Raw genomic sequence first — 24,585 nt, 5'->3', positions numbered from 1 at the left:
TCGCTAATAAGTTGCGTATATATCTACTTAGTTATCACCCATATGAAAACCTAAGCAAGACAATCAAAAAATACATTTAAAAGCAGCTACATAAGAAAATAGCTTGTTACTGTAGCATTTCAAACTCAAGCAGCAGTGGTTATTTCACGTAACGACGATGCTAATCGCACTACATTTTGCTTTTAAAAAATAGTGATAGTATCCCCATTTATAGATAAATAAAAAGGTACCAATTTGACCCCATTATTAGAGCGAGATGTCCATCTGTTTGACCTTGATAATACCTTGTATGCTCCTGAAAACGGTATTTTGGAGCAAATCGCACCTAGAATGCGTCATTTTATCAGTGATGCGTTAGGTATTTCTCTTGAAGAGTCTAATACGTTATGTGATTTTTATTATCAACAATATGGCGGAACAATACGTGGAATTCAATTACATTACCCTAAAGTCGACCTGAACAAATTTTCTGAGTTCTCGCATCAAGTAAACTTGGATAAAGTAGCAAAGGCAACAAAGCTCAAAGATGCGTTACATGCCTTTAAAAAATCACGCTATGTATTTACTAACTCCCCATTATCTTATGCAACAAGAGTTTTAAAACATATTGATTTGTATGACTGTTTCGATGGAATTTTTAGTGTGGAGCTAACTGGTTATAAAATGAAGCCTGATCCGCATGCATTTAATACTATTTGTAAACACTTTGGTTTCAAAGCCAATGAAGCAGCCTTTTACGATGATCAAGTTGCAAATATTACTACTGCAAAATCCTTAGGTATGCGCACCATTTTAGTTAACAGAAGCGATGTTGATAAACACGATGCTTGTTATAAAACAGAAGATTTACCAAGCTTTGTTACATCATTGGTAAAATAACTCCAACACTAAGCGACATGTTAGGGATTTGACAGTGTCGTTTAGTTTTAGATTGCACCTGTTTGTTGTATAGCCTTCGCGATCAAGTTGTGAAAAAGTAGATTTTTCAGTTAATTTATGAGGTATAAATAGCTCTTAAACATACTATTAACAATAGTTCCCTCTACTATTATCTAATTTAATAGGTTTTCACTTCAAATAACTTTAAAATAAAAACATTCACAGACTCAGCTAACATTTGTGCCATAAGTTTTGATACTTTATGCTTGGCATAAATACTTTCTATAATTGAATAAACGACTAAGTGTAAGACGCGACTTAATATCAATGTAAGGATAGGCATAAGGAAATAAGAAAAACAGGTTAGATTTTCTCCCCCGTTTTCGAATTTAATCTTTAAATCGATTATCTATTAGCAATTACCTTTTTTGGCTTGTCCTGGAGGACAAAAAGAACCTTTATTCTTCTCCGAAGCTTTCCCCTTTGAGCTATCATCAACAATAACTTCTGGGCCAGATACTGTTATTGAAGGGCCTCTTAATGTACATCCTGTTAATAAAATTAATGTTGCAAGCGAAGCTATTATCGATATTTTAATTTTTATACCTATTTCTGTTTAAGTAATTAACATCATAAATGACTCTATTTAGTTATTATTGATATTAGAGTTTTATAGTATTGGTCATGGATAAAATTGGATTTTGATCTTTCATTGTAACACCAATGACAAGTGCAGAAGTATTTAGAACCTGATAAATAACCATCATTGATTTATGTTAACCCTGTGACAAATATAACTAAGATTTGTTCATTTTTATTAGGGGCTGTTCATGTTTCAAGTTTCAAGTTTTTTTTGCAACGAGTTGCTGGCTTTATATACAAGGCTAAGCTTATGACGTTTGGTTATTCCCATAAATAAGCGAAAACGCAGTAGAAATAGTCATCAAACGTTGCCCTAATATTCTTTAACAATTGAGGTTAAATTTCTTACAGGATTTTCGAGTTGATGACTCACAGGGTAGTTTGTAAAATAAGCATCAACACAGGTCTTAAATAAAGCGATGTTTACTTCAATATCAAGAGTAGTTAATAAATATATCAAGCACAATTTACTAGCTTTGATGACAAAATATTTTAATTGTTTTTCTAATAAGATTAAATTATTTTCAATAAACCAATCAATAGAATCGTTCCAGACAAAGCTATTGCGATCAATGATAAGCGTTTAGTGTTCTTAGTTTTCGCATTGATAAAAGCAAAAACAGCCCAGAATAAAGATAAGGGTACAGTTAATATTCCGGAAGCAACGTACGCGTAACGTGCAGTACTATCAGGTAATGTGAAATTTACGCCTATATAAAATAAAGCTTCACCAATCACTAATAATAAAATACTTAATATAACTGCCCTATTGTACTTATTAGGTTCTTCCATAAACCAGCCTCCGTTGTTAAAAACTAACCAGACAGTAAACTTTATAGCTTTTCTATTCACATTTGTAATGCGCTTTAATGATCAATAACTTTTAATGCTCATTGAGCGTAAAGGTAATTAAAACTTGATAATAACCAACTATCTGCGCAGGTCAAATGATATATAATTGACAGATCCGTAATGGGCATCCTGTTTTCTCTTATGTTGGTTAATTTTTTGTTGTTTATGTCTGTTTTTATGGTGCTGAACACTATGATTTTGACGTTTAATAATATTATTCTTTGAAACAATAATAGACAACAATGGTATATAGCTTGTATTAATTTCAATAAAGCTGACGACTGGTTTATGTTGCGTCTTTAGTTTTGCATGCTGCTGGTTATTGTTGTGATGCGGTTTTTTATAATTACTGTTGTTGAGATGGTGGTTAATATTTTGGTGACCGCCACGATAAATTACATTATTAACCTGTTCTCGTTTATGTTCAATTCTTTGAATATTTTGTCCTTTATGATTTTTACTATCATTGCGTTGTTCGTTTGCGACAACAGGCGCTGCGACTGCAAAGTTAAAAGCAAATAATGCACTTAGTAATCCCATTATTTTATTTTTCATATTATTCTCCTAGCTTATAAAGCACAAAAACTCTAACAATTTGAATTGTTGTGGTATTACCCTTATGTGTTGTTCATGTATTCCATATGCTGACTCTGCTTTGAATGCCACTTGGTTTGAATAACTAAACTATAAAGATAAAATGTGCAGAAAATTTGTAGAGAATATGAAGATTGTCATTTTAGACTGATATTTGAAAAATGACGCGAATATTAAAAGTGATAAATAATATTTTAACTGAGTGACATTTAAAGTTAATACTGTTTGTGGTTAATAATGTGTGTGGTTAACTATAAAATTGAATTCAGTTAGGCCCAACTTATTCCATCTGATAAATATCGATTTAATCTGTTTAGATTAGAGCCATGTAACACACTTACTGCTTGGCAGTATGTAATATCAGGCTAAGCTTTTTGTATTAAATCATTCTTAATATAATCAAAACATAACAAGGATAGTTTATGAAACAGTTAATTTACGTATTTGTTATCTCCTTTTTACTGCAAGGCTGTGCAGGAGAAAGACACAGTTATACAGACTTAGTTGAAAATGATAATGGCATTTGGGTTATAAAGTTACACCAGGGCGATGTTAAAGAAGTACTAGCAATTGGTGATGGATTTCCAGGCAGGTGGGGATATTACCCTTGGATAATGTCGTCTTCTCCAGACGTTGCCAGTATAAGTTGTGAAGCATCTAGAAGTTTAGTTCCATTTCGGGAACCGGGGATTATATTTGGCGGTGAAGTTTGTAAGCTAACAGCACATAAAAAAGGACAAACCACTCTCTATTTTGGTAATAAGTACCCGCTTAATGAAGAAAACTACCGTGATAAAGTTGATGTAATTGTTAACGAGAAATAAACAAGATAAACGGTGATGGAAAGTGAATGTGGAACAAGTAGTTGTTGTATTTAGAGTGTTCTATTAGGACACCCAAAAGTGCTAGCTATAGACTAATTTGTTGTTTATAAGATGCTTTTATGAAAAATGGCTTCAATTGCTGTTTAAATTATTGCTTAAATTGTTACTTAAATTGTTACTTAAATTGTTACTTAAATTCTCGTTACAATTGGCATAGCTCAAACACAATCGAGGCCATTTTCTACATATACAGAACTAATTCATAAATAGCGATACAAACAGTTATGCTTCTTCAACCGTTCCTTTTACCCACCTTTTAGCGGCAATAATAACGTCAGCGATTGAGTAAGTGAGCATAATTGCTGAAGAAATTGGTATACACGAATAAAGTATCCACTGCTTTATCTGAAATGCTGTGGTTACTTGATTTGTTTTTAAAGTTAATTTCAGGGAATACCAAAACAATATTGCCATAAAAGTGGCAGAAATTAACAAGATCAATAAGGTATAGAAGTGTTTCAAGCGAACATTTTTGATTCTAGGACTTATCCAATCACCCACAGAAAAGTGCAGTTTTGCACACCACAGTGCGGCAGCACCATAAAATACCAGTGCAGCAAAACTTAACTCGATCACTTCATCAAACCAATAAAAAGAGTTAATCGTAACTATACTTTGAATTACGTTGGCGACTCCTTCCATCCCATGCTCAATTAAAAACTGAACAAAATCGTTGATCAAACGTAACCCTATATTAGCAATCAACAAAACAGCGAGTACCGTAAACATAGTCATCGCAATATAGCGAAGAATGCGTTGAACCCAGATATCAACTGTTTTTATTAAGTTAATCATTACATTTCTCCCATGATAAGATTAGGTAAAAACAGCGAAATACTTGGTACAAATGCAATTAATACTGTAATTAAAAATATCATTAATAAATATGGCCACACCCGTTTAGCTAACGCAGGCATCCCTACTTTTGCGAAGCTATCCACGGCAAATAAACACATTCCCACAGGTGGCGTTAAATTCCCAATCATGATCAATAAGACCATTACAACACCGAAGTTAACTAGGTCTATATCAAACATTGTTGCTATCGGCATAAACAATGGAAGCGTGATCAAGAAGATCGCATTTCCTTCCAAAAATAGCCCCATGGTTAATACAACACCGATAACAATCCACATTACAATTGACTGCGTTGCACCGTAACCAACTAGTGTTTCTATGACACTATCTGGAATTTTTTGATGGATAATTAACCATCCGAAAAAATTTGCCGATGAAATAATAAATAACAGGCTAACCGATTGAGTAATTGATTTATAAACGATCCCTGGTATTGCTTTTAGTTTTAAATCTTTATAATAAAAACCAAGTAAAGCAGCATAAACACATACAACAACTGAAGCTTCTGTCGGCGTAAAAAAACCACTCATAATCCCACCAACAATGATGACAGGTGCCATCAAAGGCCAAAAGGCACCATTGAATGAAGCAAGGCGTTCTTTAAAAGGAGCCTTATGTTCGGCGCGAGGATAATTTCTGCGTTTAGCTAAAATACCCAACGCAATCATCATGCCGATCGCCATCAACAGGCCTGGAATAAAACCCGCCAAGAATAAACGAGCTACAGATACGCTAGTAATGGATCCATATAAAACAAAAGGAATACTAGGAGGTATAACAGGCCCTATAACGGAAGAAGCTGCAACCAGAGTTGCTGAGTCAGCAGGATCATAACCTTGGTCAACCATCGCTTTGTGTTCTATCTGTCCAAGTCCAGCCGCATCTGCAACTGCAGAACCAGACATACCTGAAAAAATAACACTCGCAACGATATTAACTTGACCAATACCTCCTGCAATATGCCCCACCATTGATTGCGCAAAACGGAATATACGATCGGTGATCCCGCCCGTATTCATTAAATTCCCCGCTAAAATGAAAAATGGAATAGCCAGTAGTGTAAAACCAGTTGTTCCGTAATACATACGATGTGGAAGCATCGCGAGTAAACGTGCATCACCAAGGCCAACAAAAAAAGCTACTGATGTTAGGCCAATTGCAACAACAACTGTCACATTAATTAAGAGGAGGAAAATAAGAACGCCGAATATCGCTAAGGTCAACATACCTGTCATTACCTATCAATAAAACAACTGAATAAAAGTTAATGCTTTTAGGTCAAAGCCCATGACAATGTATTGTACTCAACACATTGTAATTAAGAGCCGAGTAATAAATTTTCTCAAATCCTAATAATCCGCGAATATGACAGATTCTTAGCGAATCAAAATTCTACTCTATCTTCGGCCGCATTATTAATTCAATTGTTGTAAAAAGAAAGATTTCGCCTTTAAAAGACGAAATCAAAGAGGTTAGTACATCTAAACATTGGATTATTTAACAGACTGATTTTAAACTAACTGACCTATTTAACAGACTTCGTCATTTCAATCCATTTATCAAAATTAGCTGCACCCACTTTCTTTTTAATTTGCTCATAGGCAGGTCCCATCATTGCTTGGAAAGGTGCAAGATCAGGCTCGTCAATTACAATGCCTTTAGCACGCATATCTTCAATTTGTTTCAACTCTTCAGCGCGCATTAATTTACGCATTAACAAACGAGCTGAATCTGACTCTTCACGAACAATAACTTGCTGCTCCTCAGTTAAACGGTCCCAAGCGTCTTGAGAAACAACGTGAACCATTGAACTGTACAAGTAATTAATAATTGAAATAAATTTTTGTGATTCATACAGTTTCAAATTGTAAATAACACCAATGGGATTTTCTTGTCCATCAACAACACCTTGACGCATTGCCATCACAAGTTCACTAAACGAAATAGTTTGAACATTTGCGCCAATTGCTTGCATTGCAGCTTGATAAGTCATTGCAGGTGGAGTACGAATTTTTAGCCCTTTAACATCTGCAGGAGTCAAAATAGGACGAACAGAGTTAGTCAACTGGCGGAAGCCCCAATCCCAACTAGATAAGTAAACAAGCCCTACTTTTTCAAGTTCTGGTGCCGCCCACTCTTTAAATGGTCCATCTAAAACACGGTCTGCATGAGCAGAGTTACTAAGAGAAAAAGGAATACTTACGGTGTCGAACAATGGTACATGTTTAGCTAATTGATCTTGCCCAGACAGGCTCATATCAACAACTCCCATGACTACTTGCTCTAATACTTCTGGTGGGCTGCCTAATGCATTATTAGGATAAAGCTCAACGGTTACTTCGCCTTTTGTTCGATCCTCAACTTGCTTAGCAAATTGCATCGCGGCAATGTGTGAAGGATGATTTTCAGAACCGAAGTGGCCAAGCTTGAACTCTACAGCTGAATACGCTGAAGATGCCCAAACAAGACACAAAGCTGATACTAACTTCTTTTTAAAACTAGAACGCATAGTTAACTCCTAATATATTATAAAAATCCATTTCAATTATCAGGCATTCAATTGTACGGCTTAAAATAAATGACCAAGTCAGACCCCTTTTCATATAAAAAGTATGTCTCTAGGTTATCTATTAATTTGCGTTGCACGACTGAACAAATGATTAACTGTTTTGGCTTAAGTTTTCTTGTTTTGAATGTTTTTTAATGGAAAACATTCACCTTGAACATTTTTACTGGAACTAGGTAAAACACTTCAAATATACTTCCATGTATAAATCTGCCGAGCATCTAAAACTTAAAAGGTAATATATTGTTGAAGTCTACAAAAGCGCATTGATTAAATTAACGATGAGCCAACAATTTAATATTGTGTTTACAAAGTTCAATTCAAAATCACTTTTTGTATTACAATAACATAACAAAAATATCGCCTATAATGCATGCTGTTATGTCTCATTTTGAACTTAAATATTAATACACATGTATCAAAAATTGACATTGCAATAATAAAATAAGGTCAATATATAGCGTTTGTTTAAGTTGATTTAATGACTCAACTGGCTCAATTAATAAACAACAGTTCGGTTTCCTAAGAAAAATAATTTAAGTATTTTTGCTTATAGCAATTATCGAGAAAGTTATTTTATTAATTAATTTTTTGGCTATAAAGTATCGTTAGTTTTGCGTAGTTCAAGACGAATCCTCCTTGTTATTACTACGCTAATATTTTAGCCTTCTCTCAGCGTCAGGCTAGTATTCTAAGTGCGCTCTCTTAAACAAGTTATGCGTCTTTTGTGCAACGTAAGCATTTTGTTTTATTTATATAAGCTATCCTATCTACGCTATTAACGAACGAGTTATAAAATGCCAGTGAATACAATCTCAAGATTTCGATTATCAAACAATAATGCAGCCAAAGGCCAAACAGCTATTTTATTCGCAGCGTTGCTCTGGGGAACAACAGGTACCGTCGCTAGTTTTGCATCTCAATTAAGTTCTTTAGCAGTAGGTGCTTTTGCTATGGGTATAGGTGGAGTGTTACTTGCGACGATGGCGAGAAAGAAACTGCTCAGTGATGCAGGAAAATTAACTTTCCTGAAAAAAGAATTAATAATTGGCGCTCTAGCTGTCGCGACTTATCCGCTTGCATTTTATAGTTCGATGCAATTTGCTGGTGTGGCGATCGGAACCGTTGTATCGATTGGTTCAGCACCCTTTGCAACAGCGCTACTTGAACGTCTTTTTAGCAAAACCCCCACACTTGATAAACGTTGGTTTTTAAGTGTTGTCATTGGTTTAATAGGCATCATTTTACTAACCTACTCCGAGGATGCTGGCTCTCTACAAGATGGATCGAATTCAGTTAAAATCACAGGTGTTTTACTTGGGATTCTCGCTGGGGTTACCTATGCTGTATATTCTTGGGTAGCCAGATCTATGATTGAAAAAGGGATTCAGTCTGAATCTGCAATGGGCAGTTTATTTGCTCTTAGTGCCTTAATATTACTCCCTTCTTTATTATTTACCGGGGAACATTTATTTTCAAATATGACCAATATTATGGTGGTTTGTTATATGGCCGTTATACCAATGTTTATAGGGTATCTAGCCTTTGGTTTTGGTTTGCGTTACGTTCACGCCAGTAAGGCAACGTTATTAACATTGTTTGAACCCGTTGTGGCCGCTCTGTTAGCTGTTCTGATTGTTGGAGAGTCGATTTCTTTGGTTGGATGGTTTGGAATAGTGCTAGTTATTACCTGTCTTTTTTTACAGTCACAGAACAAAACTAAGATGATTAAAGTAAACAGAAGTTAATAGATACGAAATATTAAAAAATAGCTCTCTGAATAAACCGTTATCTAAATGCACTGCTATCTAAAAACGGCAGTAAACTAAAAATATAAACTTTAAAAATAAACCGCTTCTCATTTTATTGTCAAATAATATAGTTAAAGAGACTGTAATAAACACCATCATTTTGTATATAAGCCATTAGTCATCTCATCTAAACCTTTGATAACGATATTGAACTGAACCAATCTTATCTATCCTTGAATCCAAGTAATAGATTATATTATCTCCCCTAACTGTCTTTGTTATGTTGCTTTCCTAAGCACTTCTACTTCTTATAAAAGTGTTATTTTTCTCATTTCTTAATTAAATACAAATTTTCAGTATTAATCCGTTACAAATTTAATGTAAAATATCGAAGCTTGTTTAATGGTCAAATATTAATCAAAGGACTGGTACGGGTATAACTATTTACAAATTTAAACTTTGTTTAGTTAAACCGAGTAATTAATACTATTTTAAAACTAAAGGAATAAAATTATGACGGCAGAAGAAGTAATTACGATGGCGCAAACAATGGCGCTTGAATATGGCCCTAAATTAATCGGTGCAATTGTTGTATGGATTATCGGTAGCTGGTTGATCAAAATTTTGGTCAAGACTTTCGGTAAAATCTTAGACAAAAGCAATATGGATGTGTCACTCAAACCTTTCCTATGCAGTATAGTGGGCACATTACTTAAGGTTATGTTAGTTATATCTGTATTAGGTATGCTTAGCATTGAAATGACATCGTTTGTTGCTATTTTAGCTGCTGCTGGCTTAGCTGTTGGTATGGCACTTTCAGGTACATTACAAAACTTTGCTGGTGGTGTAATGTTATTAATCTTCAAACCATTTAAAGTTGGCCAAGTCATTGATGCACAAGGTCATGTTGGTACGGTAAATGAAATCCAAATTTTTAATACTATTTTAAAAACACCTGATAACAAAACAATCATTTTACCTAATGCTGCATTGTCTTCTGGTTCAATGGTTAACTTTTCAACTGAAGCAAAACGTCGCGTAGATTGGACTGTTGGTGTTGCTTATGGTGATGACCTTGATGTTGCTCGTGCTGCAATTAAAGCACTTTGCGATGCAGATACTCGTATCTTACAAGATACACCTGTCGTTATTGCTGTTGCAGAGTTAGCAGACAGCTCAGTTAACTTCACGGTTCGCGCATGGGTTAATGCTGCAGATTATTGGGGAGTATTCTTTGATATGAATGAAAATATATACAAAACATTCCCTAAACAAGGATTAAATATTCCTTTCCCACAAATGGATGTTCACCTACACAAAGATTAATTTTTGTGGTGTATCTATTTGTCAAAGCCAGGTTTTTTAAGCCTGGCTTTTTTGTATGTAAAGATCTTGGTTAAAATAAAGAGTAGTAAAAACATTGCTATTTACCCATTGATAATTGCTGGCTGGGATTGAGAAAAGCTTTATTGATTTTATTATGAGAGTAATTGATTCTATTATGAAAATAGGTTGTTGAATCTATCTTTTACTATGCTCTATTCCCACTTATCTGAATGAAGATAAAGGCATTTAAGTAATGCACTCCGTCGTGATGGAAATCACTCAGAAATGATGAGGAAGCCACTAACAAGTGCTGCTGGAATGAGCAACACATTACAACTATCTATTGCCTCTACAAACAAAATCTAGTGATACCACTAAATCACATAAACCTCACTTAAGCTTCCAAGCAATGTCAGGTTTCCATTCATTTACCCATTTAGGTATTTCGCTCTCAGGCATCGGTTTCGCTATGCCATAACCTTGTGCAAGTTCACAACCTAATTTTAGCAATGCAGTACCATGTTCAATAGATTCAACGCCTTCGGCAATCACTTCTCGTTTAAAAGATTTTGCTAAAGCTATCACACCTTCTACGATCGCCAAATCATCTGGATCATCAAGCATATCTCGAATAAAACTTTGATCTATTTTGATTAAATTAACGGGTAATCGTCTCAAATAGGTTAACGAAGAATAACCCGTACCAAAATCATCTAAAGCAAAATTAACACCTAGCTTAATGCAGGCATTCATTATTTTCGAAACATGCATCACATCATCTAGTGCGCTTGTTTCTAATACTTCAAGTTCTAAATAACTAGGATCAACATCGGAGTGTCGCGCTAATAACTCAGCTAATCTTGTGGTAAACATTGATTGCTGTAATTGCACTGCTGCAATATTAACACTGGTGCTAATCGGTAAGTTCAACCCCATTTTTTGCCATTCACTGATTTGTGATAATGCAGTGTCAATAACCCACTCACCCATTTCTATGCTCATGGGGTTATTTTCAATAACAGGTAAAAATTCCATTGGATTGAGTAAACCACGAGTAGGATGTTGCCAACGGATCAGTGCTTCTACTCCCGTAACCTTGCCACTACGCATGTTAACTTTAGGCTGATAATATAGTACAAATTGTTGCTCATCTAAGCCAATCCTAATTGCTTCTAAGCTTTCCCTTTGTACTTTTACTGCATCATCTTGCGTTGTATCAAATAAGTGATAACAATTTTTACCCGATCCTTTTGCTACATACATCGCTTGATCTGCATGACGCATTAATTGATCGGCATCTACATTATCTTGCGGGTAGATAGTCACGCCAATACTTGCCGATACTTTGAAAATAACATCATTAATAGTAACGGCTTCAGATGAAGCTAAAAGTAATCGATCTAGAATGACCTTACAATCTTCCGGTTTTACCAAATCCGCTAATACTGCAACAAATTCATCACCACCGATACGGGCTAAACTATCTCCCTCGCGTAATGCTTGCTTCATTCTCATCGATAGCGCGATCAACAATTGATCACCAACATCATGTCCGTAGGCATCATTAACAGCTTTGAAACCATCTAAATCAATAAAGGTGACGGCCAATGATTGTTTATGGCGATGGCATTGCAACATGGCTTGCGTTAATCGATCAGCTAACAGTGAACGATTAGGCAAGTTCGTCAACATATCGTAATGTGCAATATGCTCTAGCTGGTCTTGCTGGGTTTTGATCGGCGTAATATCATTACCTAAAGAAACATAATGTGTGGTTACTCCGTTATCGTCATAAATTGCACTAATTGTTTTCATTAGCACATAGGTTTCGCCATTTTTACGTCGGTGCCACACTTCACCATGCCAGGCGCCTTCTTCGTGCAATAGATCCCACATTTCTTTGTTAGATTCTGACGAATGTCTTTTTGACTGTAAAAAACTTAAATGCTGGCCAAACACTTCTTTTCGGCTAAACCCAGTCACCCGTGTAAAAGCATTATTAACTTCTATTATTCTGGCATTGTGATCGGTTATGCATATTTCTTCACCTGAATGAGAAAAAACACTGGCTGCAAGTTTGAGATGTTCTTCGATTTTTTTACGTTCGCTGATGTCGTGGGTCATTCCTACTAAAAAGTAATTACCTTTGGAATCTACAAATCGATTTTTTTTAGTAAGAACGGTTTTGGTTAGACAGCCGCCAATGGTTAATGTTTCTTCACTTAATACCTCTTGACCACTTTCCAATACTTGTTTGTCTATCGATAAAAAATGCTCACGCTCATTGGTGGGAACCCTTTCTGCTAATGTTTTCCCAATAATTTGATCTCGGGGTAAGTTAAACATGTTACAAAAAGCATCATTAACTAATAATAATCGGCATGATTCGTCTTTAACAAAAATGGGATCGCCCATGTTATTAAAAACAGCATCAAGATATCCCTCAATATCGTGTAAGGACTCTTCAAAGCGTTTACTTGAATCATCATTATCTGAGCCTTTGCTGTCAGATTTATCTGAATCAGAATTGTCATCACTATTACTTATTCGGGTCATATTAAAACATTCCTTGTTAGATATTACTTAATCATTCAAGCAAGCGATAAATATGTGAGTTGAATAAACTCATTAAAAACATCTTAGCTAAACCTTAACTGTATATTTAAGATGATTGTTTAGAGTTAATCTACTTTTAAAGTTCATTTTTAATAAATTAATATCAGTAACCCTTGATCTGAGTAACTTAGTATCAAGGATTACTCAGAAGTGTACTAATTAATGTATGAATGATAAGTGTTATTATCCCAATCATTACACATAACCTATATCAAATGATTTATAGTTGGAAGAAAACTAATGTATCAGATACAAGTCAAGATAAGGGAATATGATATTCCTTTTATGATTGCTGTCATTGCGTTTAGTCTGAATATCTACTGAGCCAAGCATATGCAGAAGTCAACAAGTTCTGATTAATTTCAGTAATTACATGAAATGACAACTTTAACCTTAGAGAATAAAACCTGAGGAATCCCCTCGAATATTAAGAAATAATGAATGTGGGGAGATCTACTTCCATGGCAATTTATGATCAAATAATTTCACCACAAAAAAACAAATCAGTCATCACCATGAAAGTCATCTAAATCATACAGAATGAAATATCACTTGCCCACCCTGAAATGCATAAAACCAGGTTAAATAGCTTATTTACTTTTGTTCACTCCGGGTTAAAAGACCAAAGGCTCACAGAAACATTCCCAATATTCTTGGTCATAGCTGATTGTTCATCTGTTATAACCGCACAAAAACTATATATCCTTTATTCAATACTCAAACTATCGGCTGCTAATTGTTATGGATTTATACTAAGTATGTGTTTTATGTTAATTTAACTCCCTTTATAATTAAGGAAAGTGCCATATATCAATAAGGCGATCCACAATTTCTATTTATACAGCAAAAGGAAGATTTTTAGATATGCGAGCAGATACTGTGGTTATCTTTGACTTTGAAACAACAGGGTTATCGCCAAATGAAGGCGATAGAGCCATTGAGATTGGAGCAGTCCGCCTCGTGAACGGTGAAGTAAAAGATCAATTCCAATCATTGATGAATCCAGGTTTTGCAGTTAATTCATTTGTTGAGCAATACACAGGCATCACTAATAATATGTTATCTCAAGCAGCGTCATGCCGCCAAGTTATGACAGAGTTTTCTGATTATATTGGAAATGATAATTTGATTGCACATAACGCTTCTTTTGATAAACGTTTTTTATCATCAGAATTGGCGCAAATAAACCGACAACATTTAGGTGATATAGGCTGTTCACTACTGTTATCTCGTCGTATTTTTCAAGAAGCGCCTAGCCATAAACTTGGCGAGTTAATCCGCTTTGCTAATATAGCCAATACTGGCGACTTTCATCGCGCATTATACGATGCTCAAATGACTAGCCACCTCTGGTTAGCAATGCTTGATAATATAGGTGAAAGATACAATTTATTTGATTTAAGTTTTCAACAAATACAGCTGCTTTGTAGAACCCCAAAAAAATCAGTGCACCGACTACTCGCTAGTTGGTGATCTATTAACTACAAGTTTAATGTAAATTGTAGTGTGATTATTTTTATTCTATTTAATTCACTTCTAACGTACTAAATACGTTAAAATGGATGGTTATTATTTAGCAACGAGTCTTTTATATTAATGAGCAATGATACAAACCCAGTGATAACGATCAATACTGCAACCAACTTTCTTGAACTTGGTCTTATTTCACCTTTGTTAGGGCGCTTAACAGAGTTGAATTATGAGCATCCTACACCTATCCAAGCGCAAGTCATTCCAAGCATATTAGATGGCCAGGATTTAATTGCAGGAGCCAATACCGGATCCGGTAAAACGGCAGCTTTTGCATTGCCATTACTACAAAAGATTCATAAGTTACAACTTCAACAACAATTACCTGCTTACAAAAAAGTATCAAAAAATACGAACCAAGTACGAAGTAATGATGTTACTGGGCTCATTTTAGTGCCAACACGTGAACTTGCAAAACAAGTTGCAGATAGTATTAAATCTTATGCAGTGCATTTTAACGGAGCAATTAAAACTGTTGCTGTATTTGGTGGCGTCTCTGCTAACACACAAATGCTTGCATTAAGAGGTGGTGCAGACATTCTTGTTGCTACACCAGGTAGACTACTAGACCTAATTTCAAGCAATGCGCTCAAACTTGATAATGTACAATGTTTAATTCTTGATGAAGCAGACCGCATGTTAAGTTTAGGTTTTACTGAAGAACTAGAAAAGATATTAGCTCTTCTTCCAAAAACTAAACAAACCTTATTGTTTTCAGCAACCTTCCCTGATCAAGTCACCTCATTGACTAAAACCTTGTTAAACAACCCCGCTGAAATACAGTTACAAAGTGCCGATGCCAGTACATTGGTGCAACGTGTATTTACCGTTGATAAGGGACAAAAAACAGCATTATTAGCACATTTAATTAAACAACATCAATGGCAGCAATCTTTAATTTTTGTTAATGCTAAGAATGCATGTAACCACCTAGCAGACAAACTTGCTAAGCGAGGTATCAAGGCAGAGGTGTTTCACGGGGACAAAGGTCAAGGTGCACGAACACGAGTACTAAAAGCTTTTAAAGACGGTGAAATCCAAGTGTTAATTGCAACTGACATCGCCGCGCGTGGCTTAGATATTGAAAAATTGCCAGTAGTGATTAATTTTGACTTACCAAGAAGTCCATCTGATTATATGCATCGTATTGGTCGAAGTGGTCGAGCAGGAGAAATTGGATTAGCATTATCAATTATTGACCATGACGATTACCACCATTTTAATGTCATCGAGAAAAAGAACAAATTGCGTTTGGATAGAGAGCAAGTTGCAGGTTTTGAAACAACTGAATTTATCAACAATGTATTTGGCAGCGCTGAAAAACCGAAAGCTAAACCCGCCGGCACCGGTAAGAAAAAACGTAAAAAAGAACCGCAGATTAATGCAGATATATGGTTAGGTAACGTTTAATTAATTTGAATTTATATTAATGACAACAGGATCATATTTATTAGCGCTTATACGTTGCGAATATTTATGATTGCTTTCATTCAATCATCGACCTAATAAGCTGTATTGTGTCGATGACTAAATTCCAAACGAAAAGCTTTCTGTTATTCTAAATTTATAATGGGCCTCAGTTTACTCAAAAATTATTTCTTTCTTTGATACAATAAGTTAGATGTAATACCCTTCAGGAAAAGTTGCCAGTTATTATTTAATGGCGCCATTTAGTGGCACCACTAAAATTTAACTCTTAGTGGCGCGACTAAGCAGCGACATTTAAGGCCAAGCTCAAGTGCAGCATTCCGCGCTCAATTAACCTTTTTAAAATGGGTAACATTGATCCATTATTTAATGTGTTCTTCTTTACTTTATTAACCTTTATCCACTTCATCTTTAATACTCAATTTTGTGAGATTTAGAGATAAAGACACGCTATAAATTGTCAATTTATCTTACTTTCAGATGTACTTAACCGAGCTGATAATCAGTTAAGTTAATGTAAATAATACAGAATAAAATACCTATAATTTTCTTAAAAAAAATATTAATAAAAATATCTTCAATTAATGGTTAACTATTTACTAAGTGCTACACTTCTACCTCTATTGAGCAATTCTATTGATATTTATAGTAATTTTAATGCTACGAATGTTACTTTACCTGCTCTTTTTAAGTCCTAATATCTATATAAATTAAGGTTTTTATGCGCTCACTTTCTATCAAAAATAGATTAATATTGACGATTTTACTTGCCGTCATTGTATCGACCAGTGTGATTGCATTTGTTGCTCAAATGAAATCACGAGACCAATTGCTTAATCGTTTGGAAAACTCTGAACTTCCTAACTTAGTACAACGAGTTGAGGAAGCCGTTAATGGTGAAATATCCCAAATGAAAGCGTTAACCAAAGCAATTGCCAGTAATGCTTTTATTGCCTCTTGGGTAGATAACGGTGAAGATGCGGCAGGCGAAAAAATGTTGGTTAAGTATTTAGGAGACGTAGCCAAAGCTAATGGATTAAGTAATGCCTCTTACATCGACCTCAATACAGCTAAATATTGGAATCAAGAAGGTTTTTTACGTCAATTACAAAATAACGATCATGACAGTTGGTTTTTCAAATTTAAGCAAAGTGGTATAGAAGAGTCTGCAAGTAGTTATACTAACTCTGACGGTTCTATCGATATCTTTGTTAACTATCAGCAGGTTAATGGCCGTGGATCTTCAGGTGTTTCTAAATCCTTTGATGAAATCGCTAAATTCTTAACAAACTTCAAGATTGAACAAAGTGGTTTTGTCTACTTAGCGGATCAAGATGGCTTAGTTAAAGTTCATAGAAACAGAGACTATGCTGAGAATAAAAATATCCAGGATATATATGCAAATATTGACAAGGATAAACTATTTAACAAGCAAAATTTTGCTTTCCAAGAAGTAGGTGATTTTGTTATTTCGACCAGTTATATAAACAGTTTAGGTTGGTATGTAATAGCCGAAGTACCTAAATCTGAACTGTATGCAGGCTTGGATGAGTCTCGAAACTATATGCTAATGATGTTTGTTATCGTGACCATATTATTTGTGTTAATAAGTATTGTTATAGGCAACCGTTTAGTACTGCCAATTAAAGAAATGGCTGTTACCTTTCGTGAATTAGGTGAAGGAGAAGGAGATCTCACCTATAAAATTAACGAAAATGGCGCTTTCGAAATATCCGAATTGGCAAAAGGCTTTAATGCATTTGTAGCTAATATCCGCACTGTTGTTCAAGATGTTAAGTCAACATCAACTGACATAAAGAATGCTTCTGAGAATGTTTATCAAGATGCTAACGCCTCTAAAGTATCATTAGACAAACAACGTGATGAAGCACATCAGGTGTCCGTTGCTATTAACGAAATGGGCAGTACTATCGCGGAGATAGCTAATAATGCAGGTGTAGCGGCGCAAACAACCAATGAAGCTACTAACATGACAGCCCAAGCACAGATAGTTGTTAATGAATCGACAGCTACCATAAGCCATATGGCTGACGATATGGAAAGTGTAACCTCTAGTATTGAAAATTTAGCTAAACGCAGTGATTCGATCAGCGGTATTCTTGATGTGATACGTGGTCTATCAGATCAAACTAATCTACTAGCACTAAATGCCGCAATTGAAGCAGCACGAGCAGGAGAACACGGTCGAGGTTTCTCTGTAGTAGCCGATGAAGTCAGAAATCTTGCTAAGAAAACGAACGAATCAACCGATGAAATTCATAAAATGATATCTGAATTACAAGATGGTTCGAAAATGGCAGTGGATTCAGTGCATAAAAGTAGAGAGCAAGCAATTCTTGGACTAAAAGCGACACATAAAACAAATGAAGTCTTGGGTGAAATTGTTATAAATGTTCAACATATTTCAGATCTTAATATGCAAATTGCGACCGCTACTGAAGAGCAATCTGCCGTGATCAATGAAATTAATATCCATGTGGTGAATATCAGTGACAGTACAGAACAAAGTGCGCAAGCCTCTCAGAATATTGAATCATCAACGGATTCACTAAAATGTATGGCGTCAAGTTTAGATGATTTAGTAAAACGTTTTAAATCGTAAACGTACTAGATTATAAACAGAGGTCAATAGTACTTATCTCGCAGTTCATTGATAGTGGTATTTACCTATAAGTCACTTACAATTTACTGTGTTTTTTATATTTTCAGTAGATAACAAAAAGCCTTCAAAACTTAATGGGGTCCCTTCAGACCTATTAAATTTTGAAGGCTTTTTTATTATGTCGTTGAGTATTGTCTAGCTTTGTTCCCCAAATTTTAATAACTAATTAAACATTTATTTTTGTTTATCAGTTAAATACAAGAAAAGGGCCAGTGATGATAAAAGCAATGCAGTGCTGGTAATGATCGCTACGGGATAATACAAGTTACCAGCTAAATCTAGTTGGCTATATTTAATAACCATGATCAAACCTTCTAAAGATAATGCCACACATACAGTACCAATGAACCTTGGTAAGGTACCACGTTAAGTTTCAATTGCATTTTTATTATCATCTTCACCAGGCTCCGAGTATTCTTTATTAATAATGAGCGCAAGTTCAAATACGGCCAAAGCAATGATCCCAGTGTTAATACTTTTGAGCAGGATTTCAGTTAAATCAGATTGTGCTATCAAACCTTGTACTGCGTTCGTAAATAGTGAAATAACAAGAATAATAGCTAAACCAAAAAAGATGATGGTTAACGCTCTTGAGAAAAAGTTTCTCATAAAAGATGTAATTGAACTGTTCATTCGTTCCTCTAAAAATTATAAAAAATGCTACATATACCCGTTGTAACCCAAGATGTAAAAAACAGCAAACCATGAGTTGAACAGGTTCTATTCATAAAAATGACGTATAAAGGACATTACTCGATACGTTTATGCGGCATAACCAAAATTGAGGTTAGCATATTTACGTTGAGTTATTACAAATACACTTCAAATATGATTTGGTTTTATTTAACAATTAACAATTAACAATTAATTTTTATCATTGCTTAATGAGGGATACCACCTTCGGTTAACTTGATAGGATCAAGTAAAACCTCCAATTTATCTCTGGTAAGATCGGTGTGTTGTTCTGCTACATCAATAATTGGCCGCCCTTCTTGATAGGCTATTTTTGCAATCATCGCCGCTTTTTCGTAACCAATTAGCGAGTTTAACGCAGTTACCAATATTGGGTTTCGAGCTAATGTGTCGTTTATTTTTTGTGTATTAACCGTGAAGGTTTTAATCGCTTTATCTGCTAATAACACACTGACATTGGATAAAAGGTCGATACTGGACATTAGATTATGAGCAATTAGGGGTAACATTACATTTAATTCAAAATTCCCTGATTGCCCTGCAATGGTTATAGCTGCATCATGACCGATCACTTGTGCACCGACCATGCATGCAGATTCAGGGATCACTGGGTTAACTTTACCGGGCATAATAGAAGAACCAGGCTGTAATGCTTCGAGTTTAATTTCACCCAATCCAGCTAAAGGTCCCGAATTCATCCAGCGCAAATCATTGGAAATTTTAATAATAGATACCGCAGTTGTTTTAAGTTGTCCTGATAATGCAACGGCAGTATCCTGAGTACCGATTGCAGCAAAAAAATCATTGCTAGGTTTGAATGTAATTCCAGTTATATCTGACAGAGCGGTATTAAATACTTTAGCAAAAGCAGGATCAGCATTGATACCCGTTCCGACGGCCGTTCCACCTTGAGCTAAACGTTGAATACTCGGTTGTAACAACTGTAAATGGTTTATGTTTTGCTCTATTTGCGTTGCCCAGCTATTTAAGCTTTGGCTAAAACGTATCGGCATTGCATCCATTAAATGCGTGCGTCCATTCTTAGTGAAAGCATCAAGTTCTTGCGCTTTAATATGAATAGTACTAGATAATGATTTTAACGCAGGAAGAAGTTTATTATGCAATGCAATTGATGCACTAACATGGATAGCTGTTGGTATCACATCATTACTACTTTGGCCAAAATTAACATGGTCATTTGCATGTATTTTTTCGCCACAAATTTGACTCGCTACATTTGCAATGACTTCATTAGCATTCATATTAGTACTAGTACCAGACCCTGTTTGATAAATATCAACGGGAAAATGGTCCATTAAATTTGCATCTACTAATAACTTATCAATAGCGAGATTAATCGCTTGCCCTTTCTCTTTAGATAAATGTGCTAACGTCATATTTGCAGTCGCGGCCGCTGACTTAATTAATAACAAAGCTCTAATAAATGATTCCGGTAATTTAAGGCCACTTACAGGGAAGTTATTAATTGCTCGTTGTGTTTGCGCTCCATATAAAGCATTAATGTCAACTTCAAGCTCTCCCATACTGTCATGCTCTGTGCGCGTTTTTTTCATGTTCTTTCCCCCTATTAGCTAACTGTGTTATCTATATAAGCAATCAAAACTAGTTAAACACTATCATAATGCTGTTAGTGAGTAACAACAAAAATCCTACTGCTATAAAAAAGGGGTTGATTCAACATTAAAGCACAGAACTATCATCAATTTTTAGAATGGTTAGTAGGATGTACACAATTAAATATCGATATGTTTAAATATTTTTTATCACTACATATAACTAGTTTTTGCAGCAATTCCATTGCACTTGATCAAATGGTCAAAAAATTCGAAGGAGAAATTAATGAGGGCAAGGCGTTTGATTAAGTAATAGCTAGCTATTTTGATTGAGAACAACGAAGTTTTCATCAATTTTAACCAGCAAGATTGTTCAGATGTTTATGTGGATCGGAATAAATATTGTGAAATTAGTTTTATACCGTTAAAGGCAAATTAACCAATCAGAGTAGATATTGCTAGAGAGGGTTTACCACGCCCGCACATTTTTATTGCAGTCTCTTTTTATTACAGGGGCAATTAAGGAGCTGTATCAATTCTCGAATACTCGATGAATTCATAAAACAAAAAAACCGAAGCTATTAAGCTTCGGTTGTTAATGTTGGGTTTTAAACTTTGACTAGTTCAATGTAACACCAGCAAAGTTGAAGGCACTGTAACCACCTATCGTACCTACTGGATGAATATCAATATCTAACTCACCTTCAAATTCAACGTCTACCTGCATATATTTCCAAGAATAACCTGAACTCAACTCGATAATCTCGCTTACGCCGTTAATCACAACTTCAACAGCAGCAGTTTCTCTAGTCCAAGCACCCGCTGAAAAGTATAGAGAAGCTACATTAACTTGAGACTCACCACTTTTAAGTTTAAGTGCAACACCATTCTCTTCCTTCCAGCTCATACCTTTATAGCCTACGAAGTCATTACCATTCTGGTCAGTGAAGTTATAACGTTTTGTAACATCATAAGTTTTGCCAGAAAATGAGATTGATTCAACTTGTGCATCTGTAAGATCATGATTTCCTGATTGCATATCGTGTGTCATAAACTCTGCGTCTGCAACATCAATTGTATAGCCGGCTTTGGTATCAACTGAAAGAAGTGCCGCATATTTTACAGCCTGTACAGCTTCAACTTCTTCTACAGCTGTTATTGCGTTGTTTAATACAATACCTGCGAACATTACTGAACTATATCCGCCTTGATCGCTATCTGTACTAATGGTAACGGGTGTAGAACCGTCATATGCAATAGAAACAGAGAAGTACTGCCAAGCGAAGCCCCTTGGTATAGTAATCGTTTCTACTTCATTACCAACAGTGACAATTACACTTGAAACATTGCTGCTCCAAACACCTGCTTGCATATATAAAGTTGCATTTTGTTCTTGACCATTTCCTACTAAATCAAATGACAATTTATTACCGGTATTAAATTTCATTAACGCATAACCATTAGCCAACTCAGTTCCATCTTGCTGAAAACTAAAGTAATTACGGTCATAGTAACCAACTTTTCCTTCATTAACTGAAAATTGACTATTTGCAATGCTATCGTCGCTATATTCTTCGTTATAAGCAGCTTCACTTCTAAATGAATATAACTCTTTTTCACCCACTTCAATGATACTTGGTTTACTTGTAAACTCATGTGAGATGGCAATGTCAGTCGCTGTGTAAATAATACCTGTATCTGCTGGAGTATCTGTTTCAATTGGAGTTGTAGTATCTGCTGGTGTAGTTGGTTCTACTGGCGTTTCTGAGCTTGCAACTTCATAGACTTCTAAACATGATTCATCAGAAGTACTTTGTCCTGCTTGGTTAAATGCAGCAATCCGGTAGCAGTAAGTTTGATTAACAATAACGTTAGAATCTGTAAAATTGCTAGCGTTAGCTGGAAGAGTAGAAACAATCTCAAATAGGTCACTTTCTTGAATTCTTTTTTCAATAATGAAGCCATCTTCATTAGTAGAGTTATCGGTCCAATTTATTTTTAGGTTTTCAGCAGAAGCAATTGAGCTACCTGCTAAAAGTGAAAATAAAACAAGAGATGATTTTTTTACGCTAAAAAGGTGCTGATTCATTTTTGCCTCCACAAAAGTGATCATTCAGCGTCCAGTGACATTGTATTATATGTTTAAAAAAGTGGAGGGATAATATTTACCGCCTCGGTAACCCCGCTGCCATAGACAATTAATTGTCCACAGGCCGGTGGTTTTGCGTCCTAAAGTTTCCCTTAGTTTGCCTTTTTCTAGCTACAATATGTAAACATCTAAATGAGAAAAGTTTATAAGTATTCGGTAAATCTTTACCGCCCAGAAAATATAGAACAGAAAAAAAATAATACCAAAGGAATAGACAAATATTTTCAACTTTTATTTTATTTATCGCAAAATCAATATGTTAACATTTAATTTATTTTTGGATTAAAAATCAACTAATCAAATATGTAGTAAATAAAATGATACAAATCAATTTACCGCCTTGGAGCAACCAATTCACTTTTCGTGATGCGCATATATATTTGCTTCATTTAAGGAACTTCGATCAAAGAATGGAGTTGAATAGAACAATTAAAGAAGGTGTTGAAGGGCTAAATTGAAATCTTAAGCAGTTAACAAGCGAGACAAATACTCAGCTTGTTAACTTATGGCTAAAAAACTATTCAGAAAGTGCCATTGATGCCATTTTCATGGTGTTTTCAAAAGATTCACAACCAGCAATGAATAAACCATTATGGCAAAACATAGCGTCTGTCAGGCCTGTTTCTTGTTGTAATGCTTCATCCGATAAACCAGCCCATGACTTAGGTAGCGACTTCCTATCTTCAAAAGAACCAAGTTCAACAGGAACAGTTTGAATTCTCCAATGTCCCGATTGAGATGGATAAACCATAAACAATGCTTCTTTAGACAAATTAAGCACCGTTCTTTTCCATGGCGTATATTGTTGCAGTACAATAAGGCGGGGATCTGCTGCTTCGGTAATAGCTTTCGCAACAATAGCTTTAGCGCTTATTCCACCATTAGCAGAGGCAATAAAACGAGATAGAACGACGTGAGCAAACTCTACCGCTTGGTCAAAACAGCTATCAAAATCACCATCTTCTTGCCAGGTAGGGTTAAACATCGAAATAGTTTGGCTTAAACTAATGCCTTGAGCAACCCCTTCTACATGTCCACAATCTATTGCATCAATAGTAGAAACTAAACCGGCATCCACTGAATTTGCAACATCTTGATCATTATTACAAATCGTTAGCCCATACTTTTTCCAAATTAGGCCAAATGATGAATATGGAATACCATTTTCACGCTCCCCGGCTCCACCGCGTTGATGATGGTCAAAGCGCCCTTCTTCTGAGTCATATTCGCCACCCACATCAATCACTAAATCAGCCTCTTGAATAACATCTAAGTTACGTGTTCTTACTAGTTCAAAAGTTGGAAAGATATATTTAAGGGCTGCGATACTGAACACATCGTCCGCATGAAAGTTACCATTGTGCGTTGCTATCGTTATATTTTTCATAGTTGTTTTCATTATTTGTTATAGAAGAAAAAGGATAAGAAAGCATCAAATAATAACGCTTTAAATTCTGATATTTTTATTGCAAGTTATTCAAAAATAAAGGCGGGATTCTACACTAAACTCGCTCATAAAAATAGGTTGAAATCTTTTTATTAACCCTGCGCAGATGGTAT

19 protein-coding genes and 1 riboswitch are annotated in these 24,585 nt (G+C 35.3%); of the genes, 8 read left to right on the top strand and 11 right to left on the bottom strand.

Annotation, left to right across the window (positions count from 1 at the left end; translation table 11 throughout):
- The first annotated feature begins 234 nt into the window (after nt 1-234).
- Nucleotides 235-879, top strand: coding sequence for a pyrimidine 5'-nucleotidase (locus MT391_RS00840; RefSeq protein ID WP_166371400.1), 645 nt, complete (start codon nt 235-237; stop codon nt 877-879).
- Nucleotides 880-1,307: 428 nt separating this feature from the next.
- On the top strand, nt 1,308-1,499 hold the full coding sequence (locus MT391_RS00835; protein ID WP_499496625.1) for a hypothetical protein: 192 nt from the start codon (nt 1,308-1,310) through the stop codon (nt 1,497-1,499).
- Between the two features lie 535 nt (nt 1,500-2,034).
- Here MT391_RS00835 and MT391_RS00830 read toward each other — a convergent pair.
- Both MT391_RS00830 and MT391_RS00825 read right to left on the bottom strand, forming a co-directional pair.
- Nucleotides 2,035-2,313, bottom strand: coding sequence for a hypothetical protein (locus MT391_RS00830; RefSeq protein WP_499496624.1), 279 nt, complete (start codon nt 2,311-2,313; stop codon nt 2,035-2,037).
- A 138-nt stretch (nt 2,314-2,451) separates the two neighbouring features.
- A complete protein-coding gene (locus tag MT391_RS00825) occupies nt 2,452-2,928 on the bottom strand; it encodes a hypothetical protein (RefSeq protein WP_499496623.1) in 477 nt (158 codons plus the stop codon).
- A gap of 461 nt (nt 2,929-3,389) precedes the next feature.
- On the opposite strand from MT391_RS00825, the gene MT391_RS00820 reads away from it, so the two are divergent.
- Entirely contained in the window at nt 3,390-3,791 is a 402-nt protein-coding gene (locus MT391_RS00820; RefSeq protein ID WP_499496622.1) for a hypothetical protein, read from the top strand.
- Between the two features lie 282 nt (nt 3,792-4,073).
- On the opposite strand, the gene MT391_RS00815 is transcribed toward MT391_RS00820, so the two are convergent.
- From MT391_RS00815 to MT391_RS00805, 3 genes are all read right to left on the bottom strand, one after another.
- Entirely contained in the window at nt 4,074-4,646 is a 573-nt protein-coding gene (locus tag MT391_RS00815; RefSeq protein WP_299662173.1) for a TRAP transporter small permease, read from the bottom strand.
- The gene (locus MT391_RS00810) at nt 4,646-5,944 is read right to left on the bottom strand and encodes a TRAP transporter large permease (RefSeq protein ID WP_499496621.1); all 1,299 of its coding nucleotides are present in this window, start codon (nt 5,942-5,944) and stop codon (nt 4,646-4,648) included. The genes MT391_RS00815 and MT391_RS00810 overlap by 1 nt, the downstream gene beginning before the upstream one ends.
- A 290-nt stretch (nt 5,945-6,234) precedes the next feature.
- Nucleotides 6,235-7,218 carry a TRAP transporter substrate-binding protein gene (locus MT391_RS00805; protein ID WP_299662176.1) on the bottom strand — a complete coding sequence of 328 codons (984 nt, stop codon included), beginning with the start codon at nt 7,216-7,218 and terminating at the stop codon, nt 6,235-6,237.
- A gap of 854 nt (nt 7,219-8,072) precedes the next feature.
- Between MT391_RS00805 and MT391_RS00800 the strand changes: the two genes are divergently transcribed.
- Together MT391_RS00800 and MT391_RS00795 are read left to right on the top strand one after the other, a co-directional pair.
- Nucleotides 8,073-9,023, top strand: a complete 951-nt coding sequence (locus tag MT391_RS00800; RefSeq protein WP_205963013.1) for a DMT family transporter — start codon at nt 8,073-8,075, stop codon at nt 9,021-9,023.
- A gap of 516 nt (nt 9,024-9,539) precedes the next feature.
- Nucleotides 9,540-10,352 carry a mechanosensitive ion channel family protein gene (locus MT391_RS00795; RefSeq protein ID WP_166371389.1) on the top strand — a complete coding sequence of 271 codons (813 nt, stop codon included), beginning with the start codon at nt 9,540-9,542 and terminating at the stop codon, nt 10,350-10,352.
- A 390-nt stretch (nt 10,353-10,742) separates the two neighbouring features.
- Here the strand turns inward: MT391_RS00795 and MT391_RS00790 are convergent, their stop codons facing one another.
- Entirely contained in the window at nt 10,743-12,908 is a 2,166-nt protein-coding gene (locus tag MT391_RS00790; RefSeq protein WP_499496620.1) for a sensor domain-containing protein, read from the bottom strand.
- A gap of 924 nt (nt 12,909-13,832) precedes the next feature.
- Here MT391_RS00790 and MT391_RS00785 point away from each other — a divergent pair.
- The 3 genes from MT391_RS00785 to MT391_RS00775 all read left to right on the top strand — a co-directional run bounded on the left by MT391_RS00785 (nt 13,833) and on the right by MT391_RS00775 (nt 18,549).
- Nucleotides 13,833-14,441, top strand: coding sequence for a 3'-5' exonuclease (locus tag MT391_RS00785; RefSeq protein WP_499496619.1), 609 nt, complete (start codon nt 13,833-13,835; stop codon nt 14,439-14,441).
- Between the two features lie 123 nt (nt 14,442-14,564).
- The gene (locus MT391_RS00780; RefSeq protein WP_499496618.1) at nt 14,565-15,908 is read left to right on the top strand and encodes a DEAD/DEAH box helicase; all 1,344 of its coding nucleotides are present in this window, start codon (nt 14,565-14,567) and stop codon (nt 15,906-15,908) included.
- Nucleotides 15,909-16,680: 772 nt separating this feature from the next.
- Nucleotides 16,681-18,549: a methyl-accepting chemotaxis protein gene (locus MT391_RS00775; RefSeq protein WP_499496617.1), complete on the top strand. Its 1,869-nt coding sequence runs from the start codon at nt 16,681-16,683 to the stop codon at nt 18,547-18,549.
- A gap of 234 nt (nt 18,550-18,783) precedes the next feature.
- Here the strand turns inward: MT391_RS00775 and MT391_RS00770 are convergent, their stop codons facing one another.
- The 5 genes from MT391_RS00770 to MT391_RS00750 form a co-directional block, all read right to left on the bottom strand.
- Nucleotides 18,784-18,939, bottom strand: a complete 156-nt coding sequence (locus MT391_RS00770; protein ID WP_499496616.1) for a hypothetical protein — start codon at nt 18,937-18,939, stop codon at nt 18,784-18,786.
- 36 nt (nt 18,940-18,975) lie between these two features.
- The gene (locus tag MT391_RS00765; RefSeq protein WP_499496615.1) at nt 18,976-19,242 is read right to left on the bottom strand and encodes a hypothetical protein; all 267 of its coding nucleotides are present in this window, start codon (nt 19,240-19,242) and stop codon (nt 18,976-18,978) included.
- A 248-nt stretch (nt 19,243-19,490) separates the two neighbouring features.
- Nucleotides 19,491-20,876, bottom strand: coding sequence for a class II fumarate hydratase (locus tag MT391_RS00760; RefSeq protein WP_499496614.1), 1,386 nt, complete (start codon nt 20,874-20,876; stop codon nt 19,491-19,493).
- 619 nt (nt 20,877-21,495) lie between these two features.
- The gene (locus MT391_RS00755; protein ID WP_499496613.1) at nt 21,496-22,965 is read right to left on the bottom strand and encodes a fibronectin type III domain-containing protein; all 1,470 of its coding nucleotides are present in this window, start codon (nt 22,963-22,965) and stop codon (nt 21,496-21,498) included.
- 83 nt (nt 22,966-23,048) lie between these two features.
- Nucleotides 23,049-23,137: riboswitch (cyclic di-GMP riboswitch) on the bottom strand.
- A gap of 405 nt (nt 23,138-23,542) precedes the next feature.
- Nucleotides 23,543-24,412, bottom strand: coding sequence for an MYG1 family protein (locus MT391_RS00750; protein ID WP_499496612.1), 870 nt, complete (start codon nt 24,410-24,412; stop codon nt 23,543-23,545).
- Nucleotides 24,413-24,585: the final 173 nt, after the last annotated feature.

The sequence above is a fragment of the Vibrio sp. 1-Bac 57 genome (assembly GCF_037546855.1).
Classification (GTDB): Bacteria; Pseudomonadota; Gammaproteobacteria; order Enterobacterales; family Psychromonadaceae; genus Psychromonas.
The sequence above is the reverse complement of the archived record's forward strand: the minus strand, read 5'-3'. Positions and strand labels throughout refer to the sequence as shown.

Bases quoted from the DNA above. Each gene is read 5' to 3' on its own strand.
- MT391_RS00830 (WP_499496624.1), bottom strand. From the start codon at position 2,313: ATGGAAGAACCTAATAAGTACAATAGGGCAGTTATATTAAGTATTTTA.
- MT391_RS00825 (WP_499496623.1), bottom strand. From the start codon at position 2,928: ATGAAAAATAAAATAATGGGATTACTAAGTGCATTATTTGCTTTTAAC.
- MT391_RS00820 (WP_499496622.1), top strand. From the start codon at position 3,390: ATGAAACAGTTAATTTACGTATTTGTTATCTCCTTTTTACTGCAAGGC.
- MT391_RS00815 (WP_299662173.1), bottom strand. From the start codon at position 4,646: ATGATTAACTTAATAAAAACAGTTGATATCTGGGTTCAACGCATTCTT.
- MT391_RS00810 (WP_499496621.1), bottom strand. From the start codon at position 5,944: ATGACAGGTATGTTGACCTTAGCGATATTCGGCGTTCTTATTTTCCTC.
- MT391_RS00805 (WP_299662176.1), bottom strand. From the start codon at position 7,218: ATGCGTTCTAGTTTTAAAAAGAAGTTAGTATCAGCTTTGTGTCTTGTT.
- MT391_RS00800 (WP_205963013.1), top strand. From the start codon at position 8,073: ATGCCAGTGAATACAATCTCAAGATTTCGATTATCAAACAATAATGCA.
- MT391_RS00795 (WP_166371389.1), top strand. From the start codon at position 9,540: ATGACGGCAGAAGAAGTAATTACGATGGCGCAAACAATGGCGCTTGAA.
- MT391_RS00790 (WP_499496620.1), bottom strand. From the start codon at position 12,908: ATGACCCGAATAAGTAATAGTGATGACAATTCTGATTCAGATAAATCT.
- MT391_RS00785 (WP_499496619.1), top strand. From the start codon at position 13,833: ATGCGAGCAGATACTGTGGTTATCTTTGACTTTGAAACAACAGGGTTA.
- MT391_RS00780 (WP_499496618.1), top strand. From the start codon at position 14,565: ATGAGCAATGATACAAACCCAGTGATAACGATCAATACTGCAACCAAC.
- MT391_RS00765 (WP_499496615.1), bottom strand. From the start codon at position 19,242: ATGAACAGTTCAATTACATCTTTTATGAGAAACTTTTTCTCAAGAGCG.
- MT391_RS00760 (WP_499496614.1), bottom strand. From the start codon at position 20,876: ATGAAAAAAACGCGCACAGAGCATGACAGTATGGGAGAGCTTGAAGTT.
- MT391_RS00755 (WP_499496613.1), bottom strand. From the start codon at position 22,965: ATGAATCAGCACCTTTTTAGCGTAAAAAAATCATCTCTTGTTTTATTT.
- MT391_RS00750 (WP_499496612.1), bottom strand. From the start codon at position 24,412: ATGAAAAATATAACGATAGCAACGCACAATGGTAACTTTCATGCGGAC.